At 40.0% G+C, this 14,294-nt stretch carries 18 protein-coding genes and 2 tRNA genes; 8 read left to right on the forward strand and 12 right to left on the reverse strand.

Annotated features, from left to right (window positions below; translation table 11 throughout):
• Positions 1-26: 26 nt before the first annotated feature.
• Complete coding sequence (uvrC, locus tag UE46_RS07820; protein ID WP_036062146.1) at positions 27-1,826, forward strand: excinuclease ABC subunit UvrC; 1,800 nt, start codon at positions 27-29, stop codon at positions 1,824-1,826.
• A gap of 11 nt (positions 1,827-1,837) precedes the next feature.
• The gene (locus UE46_RS07825) at positions 1,838-3,052 is read left to right on the forward strand and encodes an aspartate kinase (protein WP_036062148.1); all 1,215 of its coding nucleotides are present in this window, start codon (positions 1,838-1,840) and stop codon (positions 3,050-3,052) included.
• 419 nt (positions 3,053-3,471) lie between these two features.
• Here UE46_RS07825 and UE46_RS07830 read toward each other — a convergent pair.
• The 5 genes from UE46_RS07830 to racE all read right to left on the reverse strand — a co-directional run bounded on the left by UE46_RS07830 (position 3,472) and on the right by racE (position 6,418).
• Positions 3,472-3,545, reverse strand: a tRNA-Arg gene (locus UE46_RS07830).
• A gap of 148 nt (positions 3,546-3,693) precedes the next feature.
• Positions 3,694-4,218: a metallophosphoesterase gene (locus UE46_RS07835; protein ID WP_036062151.1), complete on the reverse strand. Its 525-nt coding sequence runs from the start codon at positions 4,216-4,218 to the stop codon at positions 3,694-3,696.
• 32 nt (positions 4,219-4,250) lie between these two features.
• Positions 4,251-4,856, reverse strand: coding sequence for an XTP/dITP diphosphatase (locus tag UE46_RS07840; protein ID WP_118907520.1), 606 nt, complete (start codon positions 4,854-4,856; stop codon positions 4,251-4,253).
• On the reverse strand, positions 4,853-5,602 hold the full coding sequence (gene rph, locus UE46_RS07845) for a ribonuclease PH (RefSeq protein ID WP_036062153.1): 750 nt from the start codon (positions 5,600-5,602) through the stop codon (positions 4,853-4,855). The genes UE46_RS07840 and rph overlap by 4 nt, the downstream gene beginning before the upstream one ends.
• The gene (gene racE / locus UE46_RS07850; RefSeq protein ID WP_036062155.1) at positions 5,603-6,418 is read right to left on the reverse strand and encodes a glutamate racemase; all 816 of its coding nucleotides are present in this window, start codon (positions 6,416-6,418) and stop codon (positions 5,603-5,605) included.
• 203 nt (positions 6,419-6,621) lie between these two features.
• Here racE and UE46_RS07855 point away from each other — a divergent pair, with 203 nt between their 5' ends.
• The gene (locus UE46_RS07855) at positions 6,622-7,068 is read left to right on the forward strand and encodes a YslB family protein (RefSeq protein WP_036062157.1); all 447 of its coding nucleotides are present in this window, start codon (positions 6,622-6,624) and stop codon (positions 7,066-7,068) included.
• A gap of 65 nt (positions 7,069-7,133) precedes the next feature.
• The gene (gene ybaK / locus UE46_RS07860; protein WP_036062158.1) at positions 7,134-7,613 is read left to right on the forward strand and encodes a Cys-tRNA(Pro) deacylase; all 480 of its coding nucleotides are present in this window, start codon (positions 7,134-7,136) and stop codon (positions 7,611-7,613) included.
• A gap of 59 nt (positions 7,614-7,672) precedes the next feature.
• Here ybaK and UE46_RS07865 read toward each other — a convergent pair.
• Both UE46_RS07865 and UE46_RS07870 read right to left on the reverse strand, forming a co-directional pair.
• Positions 7,673-7,762: transfer RNA gene (locus UE46_RS07865), tRNA-Ser, on the reverse strand.
• Positions 7,763-7,848: 86 nt separating this feature from the next.
• Complete coding sequence (locus tag UE46_RS07870) at positions 7,849-8,121, reverse strand: zinc ribbon domain-containing protein (protein WP_036062159.1); 273 nt, start codon at positions 8,119-8,121, stop codon at positions 7,849-7,851.
• A 257-nt stretch (positions 8,122-8,378) separates the two neighbouring features.
• On the opposite strand from UE46_RS07870, the gene UE46_RS07875 reads away from it, so the two are divergent.
• On the forward strand, positions 8,379-8,852 hold the full coding sequence (locus UE46_RS07875; RefSeq protein ID WP_036062160.1) for a hypothetical protein: 474 nt from the start codon (positions 8,379-8,381) through the stop codon (positions 8,850-8,852).
• A 48-nt stretch (positions 8,853-8,900) separates the two neighbouring features.
• Here UE46_RS07875 and UE46_RS07880 read toward each other — a convergent pair whose 3' ends face one another.
• Genes UE46_RS07880 through UE46_RS07890 form a run of 3 tightly spaced genes read right to left on the reverse strand, consistent with a single transcriptional unit; the run spans position 8,901 to position 10,564 of the window.
• Positions 8,901-9,299 carry a VOC family protein gene (locus tag UE46_RS07880; protein WP_036062161.1) on the reverse strand — a complete coding sequence of 133 codons (399 nt, stop codon included), beginning with the start codon at positions 9,297-9,299 and terminating at the stop codon, positions 8,901-8,903.
• 44 nt (positions 9,300-9,343) lie between these two features.
• Positions 9,344-9,985, reverse strand: coding sequence for a FusB/FusC family EF-G-binding protein (locus UE46_RS07885; RefSeq protein ID WP_118907521.1), 642 nt, complete (start codon positions 9,983-9,985; stop codon positions 9,344-9,346).
• 3 nt (positions 9,986-9,988) lie between these two features.
• Entirely contained in the window at positions 9,989-10,564 is a 576-nt protein-coding gene (locus tag UE46_RS07890; protein WP_118907522.1) for a TetR/AcrR family transcriptional regulator, read from the reverse strand.
• Positions 10,565-10,731: 167 nt separating this feature from the next.
• On the opposite strand from UE46_RS07890, the gene UE46_RS07895 reads away from it, so the two are divergent.
• Together UE46_RS07895 and UE46_RS07900 are read left to right on the forward strand one after the other, a co-directional pair.
• Positions 10,732-11,436, forward strand: coding sequence for an AzlC family ABC transporter permease (locus tag UE46_RS07895; protein WP_036062165.1), 705 nt, complete (start codon positions 10,732-10,734; stop codon positions 11,434-11,436).
• On the forward strand, positions 11,433-11,756 hold the full coding sequence (locus UE46_RS07900) for an AzlD domain-containing protein (RefSeq protein ID WP_036062166.1): 324 nt from the start codon (positions 11,433-11,435) through the stop codon (positions 11,754-11,756). The genes UE46_RS07895 and UE46_RS07900 overlap by 4 nt, the downstream gene beginning before the upstream one ends.
• Before the next feature lie 237 nt (positions 11,757-11,993).
• Here the strand turns inward: UE46_RS07900 and UE46_RS07905 are convergent, their stop codons facing one another.
• Together UE46_RS07905 and UE46_RS07910 are read right to left on the reverse strand one after the other, a co-directional pair.
• Complete coding sequence (locus UE46_RS07905) at positions 11,994-12,629, reverse strand: DUF1361 domain-containing protein (protein ID WP_233231005.1); 636 nt, start codon at positions 12,627-12,629, stop codon at positions 11,994-11,996.
• 124 nt (positions 12,630-12,753) lie between these two features.
• Complete coding sequence (locus UE46_RS07910) at positions 12,754-13,218, reverse strand: hypothetical protein (RefSeq protein WP_036062168.1); 465 nt, start codon at positions 13,216-13,218, stop codon at positions 12,754-12,756.
• A gap of 155 nt (positions 13,219-13,373) precedes the next feature.
• Between UE46_RS07910 and UE46_RS07915 the strand changes: the two genes are divergently transcribed.
• Positions 13,374-14,294, forward strand: a complete 921-nt coding sequence (locus UE46_RS07915) for an alpha/beta fold hydrolase (protein ID WP_036062169.1) — start codon at positions 13,374-13,376, stop codon at positions 14,292-14,294.

Here is a 14,294-nt window from a genome sequence, read left to right on the forward strand (position 1 = left end):
AAGCACGCAATTTGGAGTGATAGAAAATGACGACAGAACATATCCGTAATAAACTCGCATTTTTGCCTGATCAGCCTGGTTGTTACTTGATGAAAGATCAGCAGGGAACGATTATTTATGTCGGTAAGGCGAAAATTTTGAAAAATCGTGTGCGTTCTTATTTTACGGGCTCGCATGATGGGAAAACCCAGCGATTAGTGCAAGAAATTCGTGATTTTGAATATATCGTGACATCCTCGAACGTGGAGGCGTTGTTACTCGAAATAAACTTGATTAAAAAGCATGATCCGCGCTATAATATCATGCTAAAAGATGATAAAACCTATCCATTTATCAAAATTACAAACGAGCGCTATCCGAGATTGATTATTACGCGCAAAGTAAAGCGTGATAAAGGGAAGTATTTTGGTCCTTATCCGAATGTCTATGCAGCCAATGAAACGAAGAAAATTCTTGATCGGCTGTATCCGCTTCGTAAATGTACAACAATGCCAAACAAAGTATGCCTATATTATCATTTGGGACAATGTCTTGCGCCGTGTGTGCTCAAAGTAGAGCCCGAAACGTATAAAACGATGACAGATGAAATTGTTCAGTTCTTAAATGGTGGATACAAGGATGTTAAAAATGATTTGCAAGCGAAAATGGAAGTTGCGGCAGAATCCATGGAATTCGAAAAAGCAGCAGAATTTCGTGATCAAATCACAGCGATTGAAACAACGATGGAAAAACAGAAAATGACAATGAATGATTTCGTAGATCGCGATGTGTTTGGTTATGCAATTGATAAAGGCTGGATGTGCGTGCAAGTTTTCTTCATTCGTCAAGGCAAATTGATTGAACGCGATGTTTCACAATTTCCGTTTTATAGCGACGCAGAAGATGATTTCCTCACATTTATCGGTCAATTTTATCAAAAAGCCAATCATATTCCGCCTCAAGAAATTTTTCTGCCTGATGATGTGGATGAAGAGGCGATTCAAGCGTTATTGCCCGATACGAAAATCCTCGTACCGAAGCGTGGGAACAAGAAAGATCTTGTCAAACTAGCTTATAAAAACGCTAAAATTGCGCTGAACGAAAAATTTTTGCTACTAGAACGAAACGAAGAGCGAACGGTCGGCGCTACCGAACGACTTGGCGAAGCGATGGGAATTCCAACGCCGAACCGCATCGAAGCTTTTGATAACTCGAATACGTTTGGAACGGACCCAGTTTCTGCGATGATTACGTTCCTTGATGGGCGTCCAAGCAAAAATGATTACCGAAAATATAAAGTCAAAACCGTTGTTGGGCCGGATGATTACGCCACGATGCGAGAAGTTATTCGCCGTCGTTACTGGCGCGTTCTCAAAGAAGGGCTACCACTACCAGATTTAATTTTGATCGATGGTGGGAAAGGACAGATCGACAGTGCAAAAGACGTCCTTGTGAATGAGCTCGGACTTGATATACCCGTTGCAGGTCTCGCAAAAGATAGCAAACATAAAACGAGTCAACTTCTATTTGGCGATCCGCTGGCTGTAGTCCAACTTCACCGCAACAGCCAAGAATTCTATCTTTTACAGCGAATTCAAGATGAAGTCCATCGTTTCGCCATCACATTTCATCGCCAACTACGAAGCAAAACAGGATTCCAGTCGTTACTCGACGGTATTCCAGGCGTCGGCCCAGGTCGCAAAAAAGCCATTTTGAAACATTTCGGCTCGATGAAAAAATTAAAAGCAGCATCCGTTGCAGAAATACAAGAAGCTGGCGTACCAATCGCTGTTGCTGAAGCTGTACATGAAAAATTTGCAAAAATGAACGAAGAGAAACCGAAATAGGAGTGGTATTTTTGGGAAGAGTAGTTTTAAAATTCGGCGGAACATCCGTTGGGACAATCGAAAAAATCAAGAAAACCGCAGAACAAGCCATTCGCGAATCTAAAAAAGGAAATCAAGTGATCGTTGTCGTTTCAGCGATGGGGAAATCGACCGATAGATTGGTGGATATGGCGTTAGAAATCAGTGAACAGCCGAGCAAACGGGAAATGGATATGCTACTGTCGACAGGTGAACAAGTGACGATTTCCTTGTTATCGATGGCACTTCATGAACAGAATTATGAAGCAGTATCTTTCACTGGTTGGCAAGCTGGCATCACAACGGAACCGATTGCAAGCAACGCCCGAATTTTAGATATCGATACAGAAACGATTTCAGACGCACTAGTAAAAGGTAAAATAGTCATTGTCGCTGGATTCCAAGGAGTTAGCGCAGACGGCGAAATCACGACACTTGGAAGAGGTGGCTCCGATACAACAGCCGTAGCACTTGCCGCCGCATTAGAAGCTGATAAATGTAGTATCTGCACCGATGTTGTGGGCGTTTTTACCACGGATCCACGTTACATTAAAAAAGCGCGGAAACTAGAGCAAGTAACGTATGATGAAATGTTGGAGCTCGCTAATTTAGGCGCAGGCGTTTTGCACCCGAGAGCTGTGGAGTACGCTAAAAATTACCGCATTCCACTTGAAGTTCGAGCGAGTCATGAAACCGAAACCGGAACGATGATTGAGGAGGAAATGAGTTTGGAAAGTACGAAAGTTGTGCGAGGAATCGCTTTTGAAGATAAAATTACCCGTGTCACGATTCATTGGGATAAAAAAGAAAATATGCGCGTATCGAAAGTTTTTACAACGCTTGCCGATCACAATATCGATGTGGATATTATTATTCAGGGTATTACAGGACTTGGCCACGGTAATCTTTCGTTTACAATCAAGTCAAAAGCGTTACTCGAAACGTTGGCCGTTCTAGAAGAGTATAAAGATGCCGTGCAATACGCAAAACTAGAATCCGAGCAGAACTTGGCAAAAGTATCAATCGTCGGCTCAGGCATGGTCTCGAACCCAGGAGTAGCGGCGCATATGTTTGAAGCGCTGACGGATAATGATATTGCGATTAAAATGATCAGTACGTCCGAAATCAAAGTATCGACAGTTGTAGATGAGAAGAAGATGATCAAAGCTGCGCAAGTGTTACACGATACGTTTGAGTTGGAAGATTGAGTAGAAGAAACTGGTTTAGCGTGGTCGAATTTCTGATTATATTTGTGATTGCGTCCGTGTGGTCATATGTGATATTTGTGTTGGAAGTTGTACCTCAGCAAATGGGGATGATACTGACGATTACTTTGGCGGTTTTGATATATATTGCTGTGAGGGTAATTGGGAATCGACGAGGAAAATGAGTAGGAGAGAACAGCCTTTGTGGAAGTGAGGGCTGTTTTTTTATAGAATATAGTAACAAAAATGATTTCATACTATAATTTTGCGACAAAAAAATCCTCTTTCCAAAAATCAGGAAGAGGATTTTTTTAATTCATTGCGTTCGTATCCAAGTGAGGCAAACGTCTATGTTCGAATACCGTTCTTTCATCTATAGAAATGAAATGCTTATACCGCAATGTGTTCGAGTTGTTTCAAAATGTCCTGAGCAGGATTCGAACCTGCGACCGACGGCTTAGAAGGCCGTTGCTCTATCCAGCTGAGCTATCAAGACGTGCTATACAATTTTCACAGCCAAGTATCATTCTATGATTTTTTCGCCGATTTGTCAATGGTTTTTAGCAATATTTCTAAAAAATATTCATATTACTGCAAGTTTATCCATTTTTAGCACCCATTATTATCTTACCCGCTTGAAAAACTTAATTGTTCTTCACAAGCGGGAATGTTTGCGTTAACTCGGTTAGTTCGATATCATCAATCGTCATAAAGCGAATTGTTACGCCGTTATCATTGGCTTCAATAAGTGCATACGTCTTATCTTGCACGCGACCTCTTGGAAGGGAAATGCTTCCTGGGTTTAAAATAATCGTGTTATCAAGCATATCTACGCCGAGCTCATGCGAATGTCCAAAGAAAACAAAATCAGCATTTAACTCGCGAGCACGATAACGCAAGTTCATAAGTGTCATCTTAATATTGTATAAATGGCCGTGTGTCGTGAAAATACGATAACCATCTACTTCGCCAACCCAATCATTCGGATAATCGGAACCAAAATCACAATTCCCTCGAACGGTATGGAAACCTTGAATGGCTGGATCGTCTTTCTCAAGTTCTGAATCCCCACAGTGAATCATAGCGTCAACTTGACCTTCATATTTCTCTTTTAAATGGATGAGACAGTCGCGTTCGTGATGACTGTCACTGACTACTAGTAATTTCAAATTATTCTCCCCCATCTGTTATTACTTTTCTATTATACAATCTTTTCAAGCAATTGGTCTATATTTTTTGAAACTTTTTCTAGAGCTTTTGCGCGATGACTGATTTTATTTTTTTGCTCAGGTGCTATTTCGGCCATCGATTTGTCGAATTCCGCAACGTAGAAGAGAGGATCATAACCGAAGCCATTTTCTCCTTGTGGCGCTGTCAAAATGGAACCCTCACACTCACCGGTGAAAAATTGTGTTGTTTGACCAGGAATCGCGATGGCTAACGTGCAGTGGAACTTCGCTTGGCGGGCGTCATTTGGAACGCTAGAGAGCTCTTGTAACAGCTTTTTATTATTATCGGCATCATTATGCTGGTTTCCTGCATAACGGGCAGAATAGACGCCAGGCGCGCCGTCTAGTGCATCGACAATTAAGCCAGAGTCATCACCAATCACGACTTGACCAATTTGTTTTGAAACAGTCTCTGCTTTTAACGCCGCATTCTCGGCAAATGTGGTACCAGTTTCTTCAATTTCACCTATTTCAGGAAAATCAGCAAGCGTCAAAATTTCAATGCCGTGTGCGCCGAATAGCTTTTCAAATTCTTTCGCTTTACCAATATTATTTGTTGCGATGACTAATTTTTTCATTGAGCGGCACCTTCAATCAGTGTGGCGTCAATACCGAGTATCTCTTTTTGTAATGCGATCAATTCTTGAATTCCTTTTTTACCTAATGTTAAAAGTTCGGCCAGTTCTTCTTCTGAGAAAGTGGCTTCTTCGCCAGTTCCTTGTAGTTCTACAAAACGTCCAGCGCCTGTCATGACAAGGTTCATATCCACGGCAGCAGCACTATCCTCCACGTAGTTTAAATCAAGAACGGTCGCGCCATCTTCTAGTAAACCAACGCTTGTCGCAGCGAGAAAATCCTTGACTGGGAATGTTTCGAAAGGGGTAACGGCATGTAGTTTTGCAATCGCGATCACCATGGCTACGAATGCGCCGGTAATGGAGGCGGTTCTAGTGCCGCCATCCGCTTGAATCACATCGCAATCCAACCAAATCGTACGTTCACCAAGCGATTCCAGATCGACAACGGCACGCAAAGAACGACCGATAAGGCGTTGGATCTCCATGGTTCTGCCAGTCACTTTTCCTTTAGAAGATTCACGAATATTGCGACGCTCCGTTGCTCGTGGTAACATCGCATATTCAGCGGATACCCAGCCACGTCCTTCTCCGCGCATAAACGGCGGTACGCGGTCTTCCACAGATGCAGAACAGATGACTTTCGTATCGCCAACTGTGATTAATATCGAGCCTTCCGGATGTTTAATGTATCCTGGAATCATTTCTACTTGACGCAGTTCATCTCGTTCTCTTTCATCAAATCTCATTTAATGCACGCCCTTTTCATTTCCTAATTTTATATGTTCTACTAGCATTTCTGGTATATTCAGCCAATCTTGTGCGATATCTTGAAAAATGGATACGGAACCAGTCGTGAAAAAGCGGTGCGCGACATCGGTGTCATCTTTGTCTAAAAGATCATGATAATCAAGCAAAGCGCTGACTTCACTGGCGGTTTCTTCACCAGAATTAATGACGGCAACATGTTCGCCCATAAAATTCTCAATTAATGTTTTCAGTAGGGGATAATGCGTGCAGCCAAGGATGATAGTATCAATTTTGGTACTTTTTAAAGGAAGCAGGGACTCAGCGACGATCTTTTTAGCAATCGCGCTTTTATATTCACCACTTTCAACAACAGACACAAACTTTGGACATGCCAAGGAATCCACTTCAACGCGTCGATTTAGTCCTTTTAAAGCGCGAGGATAGGCCATGCTTTGGACCGTGCCAATCGTACCTAAAACGCCAATACGATTATTTTGAGTTGCTTTTAATGCCGCTCTAGAACCGGGTTGAATAACGCCGATAACGGGAATATCTAATGTAGCACGAATGTCGGTTAACGCCGCCGCGGTTGCAGTATTACAAGCGATAACTAGCATTTTTATATTGCGATCTACGAGGAAATTTGTCATCTCCCAAGTAAACTGATTCACTTCACTACTATCACGTGGGCCATACGGGCAACGTGCGGTGTCACCAAGATAATATATTTGCTCATGGGGCAGTTGCTTTAAAACTTCTTTTACAACAGTCAAGCCGCCAACGCCCGAATCAATAAAACCAATTGCTCTTTTCACACGTTTCGCCTCGATTTCTTTATATTAATGTTCCTATAAGTATACTACAGTTTTACATTATACTCCCCATTTTCTTATTTTTTATCGGTTTTCGCAAGTTTTTTGATGGTTTTCACCCTTTTTTTTAAAATTTACAGGTTCATGTTTCAATTTTAGAGGTTTTCTGGGTATAATGAAATGGAGAAGAAAGCGGGGTACTGTAAATGGCAGAAAATGAAGAAGTTATGATGATACCGATTTTTGGTTACGAGTTAATTCGCGATACGCTGATACCAAACGTGCTAGGTGAAGAGACGCCACACATTTTATATTGGGCAGGCAAAGAACTCGCGCGAAAATATCCACTAGAAACGATGGATGAACTGGCGGACTTTTTTGAAAAAGCATCGTTCGGTGATCTAGAAGTAAGCAGTGAGAAAAAAGATGAAATGATCATCTCGCTCAGCGGTGAGCTCGTGGCATTGCGTTTAAACAATGATGCGAACGCGACATTCAAGCTAGAAGCGGGTTTTATCGCAGAACAAATACAACACCAAAAAAGACTGTACACAGAAAGTTACGAGGAAGTAGACAAACGCAAAAAAGTAGTTAAAATCATCGTAAAATGGGATCGTAAAGAAACTGTCTCCGATGACGAAATCGTGCATTAAATTTAATTAGGATGGGTATTCTGGAAATTTATTCAGGATACCTGTTTTAGTTGGAGGTGTAAAAAATGAAGAAAATAACGAAAACAAACGTGGGTAGGATTTTAGATCAGAAAAAAATAGCCTATGAACTCTATCAAATTCCGTTTCAAGACAAGCATATGGACGCTGTCACCGTGGCAGAAGATTTAAATTTACCACCTGACAAAATCTATAAAACGTTAGTAACAAAAGGTGACAAAACCGGTATTGTCGTCGCGTGCATTCCAGGAAATCAAGAGTTAGATCTAAAATTGCTTGCTAAAGTGAGTGGGAATAAGAAAATCGAAATGCTGCCAATGAAAGAATTGGAGAATACGACAGGTTACATACGAGGTGGTTGTTCGCCGATTGGCATGAAAAAACAATTCCCAACATTTATTGCGAACGAAGCGAAGTCGCAAACAAGCATTTTAATCTCAGCTGGGAAAAGAGGCTTTCAAGTTGGAATAGACCCAGTAGAATTAGCGCAAGTCGTGCGAGGTCAGTTCGCCATTATAAGTAAATAAGCATAAAAAAGATCCAAATCTGTCCTAAAAACAGATTTGGATCTTTTAAATATTATTGAAGGAGGAAGAGGGATTCGAACCCCCGCGCGGTCTTACCCGCCTGTCGGTTTTCAAGACCGATCCCTTCAGCCAAACTTGGGTATTCCTCCAAAAGCACAAGACTTATTGTATCATGATTTTTTTTATTTGCCAATACCTAAATGAAAAATTTTTTTTAAAAATCACAGAAATAGCTTTATTTATTTTTCCAACGATCAAATTGTTTTAATTGAATCGGATAGCTTAGTTTCATAATTGCTTTTGACGCAGTGCTCCCGTCGCCTTCATTAATTGTAGCGATACCTTTTTCCTTCATTTGCTCAAACGTAATTTTTGGATCTATAAAAGCACCATTTTCATAGCAGTATTGGCAGTATAGATCGGATTTATTCGTATCTTTCTCTGTGCCACGGACGTCCAATCCATTCATTACTAATGGCATACCACAACTCTGGCAAAATTTCTTCATGATAAATCAGCTCCTCTATTTTTTCGATATCAAAAATGTTTAGGTTAAAAGTGATTTCATCGTAAATTACAAGGTTGCTCCAATGGCAAAAGAACCGAATATTCCTGATTTGAACAGGAAATTATAACTACTTAAACATAACATGTAAGCAGATAACGGTCAAACATTACCAAAATATATTACAAAAGGTCGATTGCAACCTAATCTAAATCACAGTACAATAAAAACATACTTTGATTATAAAAGGGTGAAAAACGATGCATAACCAGCTGATATCGAATGAGATAACGAAGCTTTTTGCCAAAGAAATTTTTGTTTTTGCAGAGTTTTGGTTTGATAACTATTATAAGCAAGATATGAATAGTGAGATTCTGGTAGATCATCCGGATTTTATTCGAATCTATCGTCCTCAAATTGTCACGACGGTAGCGAATGGACATAGAGCGGTTAGCGGCGGTGAATACTCGCAGACAGCATACTATCGTTTGGGTTTGACAGAAGCACAAAATGGTTTGACGGTTACAGATGCACATCGAAATCGCAATTCTTTTGAAGCGGCGACAAAAGCATTTTTAAAGAAACGGATATCAGAAGGGGAAATGGCTATTTCGGATAGGGAAGTTGTTTTTTATCTGGATGAACTAAGCAAGTTTCATGATGTTATTATGCCAGTTATTATCCAAGGTTATACTGATTATGCGGGGAAAAGCAATAATAAAAAAGACGTCTGAATGCAAACGGAGCCAATAAGCTCTTGCATTCAGACGTTTTTACGTTATTTATTGGTCCATGTACACAACTTCCCATAAATGCCCATTAATATCTTGGAAGCTCCAGCTATACATAAAGCCTTCATCCATTTTCGGGTTAGACGTTGTTCCGCCAGCAGCGAGCGCTTTTTCTACAATTTGATCCACTTCCTCGCGACTATCGGCCGAAATAGTGATGATCGCTTCTGTGATCGTTTTTGCGTCTGCAATACTCTTTTTTGTGAAATTTTGGAAAAAACTATTGACGAGTAGCATAATGAACGTGTTTTCATTCAATATCATACATGTCGCATTTTGATCCGTAAACTGTGGGTTAAATTCAAAACCAAGGGCTGTGAAAAAGGTGACCGACTTATCAAGATCATCCACTGGCAAATTGACAAAAAGCATTTTTGGCTGTGTCGCCATTTCTTTAACCTCCTCTTATTTCCTACATTCTAGTATACCCAGTTTTATGATTTTAACTCTTCAATAAAAGCATCTAAACGAGCGGTGCTTTTCGTATTGGCGCTACACGTTAAGCTGTCGGCACATACATATTGACCAATCGCCCGGAAGTTATCTGTATTGCCTCGCGCTTTAATATCCGCTTTAAACAAACCAACGCGCTCATCCTGATGGCAAAAAGCGCAAATTCCTTTTTTAGAGGAAGGCGTAAAATTGCCTTGGACACCAGTTAGCTGGCCTTTATGAGGTGCGATGATGAATTTTTTCTGAGCGCCAGTATCATTCCAACCGAGAAAAACCAAGCGTTCCATGTCCTCTTTTTCGAGGTGAGGGGCCTTTAATTTTTTTACTTTAGGAAATAATTTTTTCACAACGGCGTCATCCACGAGTGGAAAGGGCAGTAGATAGGGTTGCAGTTTCTGGTCGAATTCTGCAAGCTCCTCCTCTGAATGAATGTGAAATATCTCAGCAATAAGTTTTTCCTGTTCGCTATCTAGAATGTCAAAAACGCCATTAGCTTTGTCTATACACGAGAAACGAAGCGCGTTCTTAACACCTTCGTCATTGGTATTTTGCGCGCCATAAAAAGCATTAGCCGCCTGTTTAAGAATAAAGTGATAATTAGCATTGGTAATAAAAGCTTGCATTATTTACATCTCCTTTTGTGTTCCTTGAAAAAAGAACCGCTCCGTAAGTGCCACGATCTGATCTTCCAGAACGCCTTCTTTCAATAAAAAATCAAAAATATCAGGGTCGAACAAATGAATAAAATAAGATACTAAAAAAGGAGTGGGGTAGACGGGATCGAGTATTCGTTGTTTCTGCAAATGTTTAAAAAGAATAGCCAATTCCTCGTATATCCGCTCAAAAAGTTGCTTCAATTCCGAGTCAGTATTTCTATCCGGCTTATTTTGCAAAACTAATATAAAATAGGGGTTCCGAATAATGGTACGAATAAGTGTTTTAAGCTTCATCAAGCTGTCATCTACATTAATCATTGTCTCGCGCATCATCTGCAAAAAGTTGTGCGCATTGCGTTCCATAATTCGAGTAACAATTGCCTCTTTATTGGAAAAATGATTGTAAAGGGTCCCTTTGGAAATACCGACCGCAACAGCTAATTCATCCATATTTAGAGTACCTTCTTTTGTTTGAAACAACATGCTTTCTGCTTGCGCAAGTATAAGTTGTTCTCGGTCGTACTTTTGCTGTTCCTTCCAATTCATTTAGAGGCCTCCTTTTACGCTCCGAGAAACCATTTTATAATCATGGTCATTTTTTGACTTCGGAGTCATTTTTAGTAATTATAAAGTCAAAAGCATGAAAAGTCAATACACCCCTGTTCACCAAACACGAATTTTGATAGGATAGTATAAAAGGGGGATTTTGAAATATGGGAGATCAAGCTGGGAATATAACGTTTCAACAGGGCGTTAAAGATTGCATCCCGACACTTTTAGGATACATAAGTATAGGAATTGCCGCTGGAGTCGCAGGGGTTGCTGCTGATTTAAGTGTTTTGGAAGTAACGCTGCTGGCTATCTTCGTCTATGCTGGCGCTGCGCAGTTTATTATTTGTGCCATGTTACTTACAAACAGCACGACGCTCGCCATTATCGTGACGACATTCATTGTTAATTTTCGTCATTTCTTACTAGGAGCCACATTAGCGCCACTTTTCCAAAAAGATTCGATGCTCAAAAATATTGGGATTAGCTTGCTCGTTACAGATGAATCGTTTGGGGTCGCATCGATGAAATTAGCAAAAAGAGAACCGATTTACAGCGCATGGATGAACGGACTTAACATTACTGCCTACATTGTTTGGATCATTTCGTGCGCAGTAGGGGGCTTAATTGGCAAACTAATCCCTAATCCTGCTATCTTTGGACTCGATTTCGCACTCACCGCGATGTTTGTTGCCTTGTTTGTTTTTCAGTTACAAAGCGTCCCTAAATCAAAATTGCGCCACATTATGTTTTTGATCCTATACATGCTAATTTTCATGATAGGCCTTTCATTTATCGTATCAATGAACGTTGCGGTGGTTTTATCTACACTCATCGTTGCAACAATTGGGGTGGTGACAGATCGATGAGTGTAAGCTACGCGTTTATTTTGATGTTACTAGGCTGTTCTCTTGTCACTGCAATTCCACGGATGCTACCATTTCTCGTTATGCGGAATATGAACATATCGGAGCCAATTTTAAAATGGTTAAGCTATATCCCGATCTGCATTTTTAGTGCACTGATTATTGAAAGTTTCATGACAAATGGGGCAGGCGGTTTCCAAATTCATTGGCTGGAACTCGTTGCGGTTATTGCGACGCTGTTGATCTCGCTACTAACTCGAAGTCTGCTGTGGACTGTTATTCTTGGAGTTGCGATGATGGCAATTTTGCGATTAATTCTGTAGCTAGTTCATTAAAAATGAAAAACTCCTTGCATTTCATCTGATTCCGTGGTAAGATAGATAACGTTGTAATTTATCATTATCGGTGGCGGAATAGGTAGACGCATTTAGTTGCAAAGAACTTCGAAGCAAAGCAACAATATATAAAATACATTTAAACAAATTACAATTTAAATATGAGTTTGTGTGGTGCAAATCCACACCCGATGATCAAATAAAAAAGGCTAGTGAATCAAATCACTAGCCTTTTTTATTTGGAAATTTTACGAATGAGAGGTATACAACTACTTGAATTATCACGAAACAGATCATAAAATAAACCATGCGATACGAGAAGGCTGCCATCATTTGCTGGATAGAGTAAATCGGATCCGTAAAAAGATACACCGAATGAAGTCTTGCGAATCGGCCTAAATAAATGGCGTAGCTAGATAAAATCGCGATACCACTAAAGGAAGCCCAGTAAACAAGAGCGCGTGAGGTCTTGCATCGTAGCATCCACTCATCAAGCATCCACTTCAGCGAAACAAAGCCAGTATATAAACCAAAAATAACGCCCACCGTAAGCACTGTAAAACGTTCCCAAATATGCGGATTATTAGAAAATATCCCAATTTGAGCTGCATTTATCCGTAATCCTTCCAAATGAAAGAAGTCCGTTAGCAAATAAGGGGCATTGGGGAAAAATAACAACCACAAAAAGGCGATTGGCCAAAAAACATAAGCCTTTCTTTTCTTCTGGTAAAGTAAGGCGGCTAATTCGAGTGGAATATAAGCGAGCGTTACATTTAAAATTAAAAAATAATAGCCGTCCAATACGAAAATAATATATATAAAGTACATAACCAGGAAAATCCTGCACCATTTCATCATCATGAATCACTCCTTCGCAAGTCATTTTATCAATCGGAGTTGTTTTGAAAACATGGATCCAGATGACAAAACTCTAAGTAGTACATAAAAAAGAACGGTAGCAAGAATAAACTACCGTTCCTAACTATTATACCGTTAATGAAGCTAAATGAACATCTTTATTTGAAATATCCAAGAAAGGTAACTTCACACGTGTATCCAAGCAATATGCGTTATATAAGAGTGGTTTCAACGATGTGTTTGTGTTATCGATCGTGCCAATAAACCGTTTAATTTCTTGATATAGAGTTTCAGGATGCTTTAAAGAAGCAATTTTAGCATCAATTCGATTTTGGCTAACGTTCACATTGGAAATCTGGATAGCTTCATCAAAATCAGCATTGATGGATTCACGAGTTAACTCTACTTGCGTATAACCATTGTCTGCCCAATCGATTTCAATAATATGACAATCCTCCAAAATTAAAAAATCACCCGTCCAAAGTTTGCCATCGATCTCCACGACCATACGTGTTTTAGCAAAGAGCTCTTTGTTACCGTATTTCTTCAAAACATAATCAAACATTTGTAAATGCGCGATATCCGTTGTCATGTCAACATCTCCTTCATGTTTCTATTTTAACATGTTGTGAGTCGTTGAACAAGTGTAGAAAGTGCTATATACCAGTAAAAAATAGAGGACATCATTTGGGAAATCTATGATGGTTAAGGTATAATAAATGTATATTGGAAGAGGAGGGATCACGGGTGCATACAGAATTAAAAATAGAAACACATGATCAATCACCGCTACACGTTCATATTTGGGAAGAAGTTCAAAAACCAGTTGGCATTGTACAAATTGTGCACGGAATGGCTGAACATGGCGCGAGGTACGCAGATTTTGCTCATTATTTGAATGGTCAAGGCTTTATCGTGATAGCAGATGATCATCGTGGTTTTGGTAAGAGTGCGAAAGACGCTTCGATGTTAGGTCATTTAGCTTTTCCAGATGGATTTGAAGCAATGGTAGCAGACGAAGAAGTTGTTGCTGCCTTTATTAAAGAGCGCCATCCTAACTTACCACACTTCATTTTCGGGCACAGTATGGGTAGTTTTATTACGCGTGTACTGATTACGAGATATAAAGTAGGCGCCGCAGTATTAGCCGGAAGCGGTCTGCAACCAGATCCTATTTTAAAAGCCGGTCTTTTCTACGCAAAACTAAGAGCGAAGAACCACGAGACAAAACGTAGTGCTATTTTACACAAAGCATCATTTTACGGTTTCAATCGCGAATTTGCCTCTGAGAAACACCCATTCAGCTGGCTTTCAAGAGACAAAGCAGTTCACAAAACCTATACAGAAGATCCATTTTGCGGGCAAGTGGTTGGTTCGTTAGGATTTTATCATAGCTTATTATTCGGCATTGAAAAATCACAAAATATCGAGACGATAGAAAAAACGCCAAAAGACGTACCACTATTACTCATTTCTGGAAGTAAAGATCCAGTAGGGCATTTCGGTAAAGACGTACCCAAACTAGCTGTAAAATACGAAAAAGCTGGCGTTGGGGATGTGACATTAAAAATTTACGAAGATGCGCGACATGAACTTACAAATGAGATAAACAAAGAACAAGTTTTTGAAGACGTTGTATCTTGGTATAAGAAACAATTAGGCGAATGA

Source organism: Listeria weihenstephanensis, assembly GCF_003534205.1.
Classification (GTDB): domain Bacteria; phylum Bacillota; class Bacilli; order Lactobacillales; family Listeriaceae; genus Listeria_A; species Listeria_A weihenstephanensis.

Excerpts from the sequence above, each read along its gene's own strand:
- UE46_RS07895 (WP_036062165.1), top strand. The coding sequence starts at position 10,732 with ATGGGAGATCAAGCTGGGAATATAACGTTTCAACAGGGCGTTAAAGAT.
- UE46_RS07870 (WP_036062159.1), bottom strand. The coding sequence starts at position 8,121 with ATGAAGAAATTTTGCCAGAGTTGTGGTATGCCATTAGTAATGAATGGA.
- UE46_RS07900 (WP_036062166.1), top strand. The coding sequence starts at position 11,433 with ATGAGTGTAAGCTACGCGTTTATTTTGATGTTACTAGGCTGTTCTCTT.
- UE46_RS07890 (WP_118907522.1), bottom strand. The coding sequence starts at position 10,564 with ATGAATTGGAAGGAACAGCAAAAGTACGACCGAGAACAACTTATACTT.
- UE46_RS07855 (WP_036062157.1), top strand. The coding sequence starts at position 6,622 with ATGGCAGAAAATGAAGAAGTTATGATGATACCGATTTTTGGTTACGAG.
- uvrC (WP_036062146.1), top strand. The coding sequence starts at position 27 with ATGACGACAGAACATATCCGTAATAAACTCGCATTTTTGCCTGATCAG.
- UE46_RS07910 (WP_036062168.1), bottom strand. The coding sequence starts at position 13,218 with ATGACAACGGATATCGCGCATTTACAAATGTTTGATTATGTTTTGAAG.
- UE46_RS07885 (WP_118907521.1), bottom strand. The coding sequence starts at position 9,985 with ATGCAAGCTTTTATTACCAATGCTAATTATCACTTTATTCTTAAACAG.
- UE46_RS07880 (WP_036062161.1), bottom strand. The coding sequence starts at position 9,299 with ATGGCGACACAGCCAAAAATGCTTTTTGTCAATTTGCCAGTGGATGAT.
- UE46_RS07905 (WP_233231005.1), bottom strand. The coding sequence starts at position 12,629 with ATGATGATGAAATGGTGCAGGATTTTCCTGGTTATGTACTTTATATAT.
- UE46_RS07840 (WP_118907520.1), bottom strand. The coding sequence starts at position 4,856 with ATGAAAAAATTAGTCATCGCAACAAATAATATTGGTAAAGCGAAAGAA.
- UE46_RS07875 (WP_036062160.1), top strand. The coding sequence starts at position 8,379 with ATGCATAACCAGCTGATATCGAATGAGATAACGAAGCTTTTTGCCAAA.
- ybaK (WP_036062158.1), top strand. The coding sequence starts at position 7,134 with ATGAAGAAAATAACGAAAACAAACGTGGGTAGGATTTTAGATCAGAAA.
- rph (WP_036062153.1), bottom strand. The coding sequence starts at position 5,602 with ATGAGATTTGATGAAAGAGAACGAGATGAACTGCGTCAAGTAGAAATG.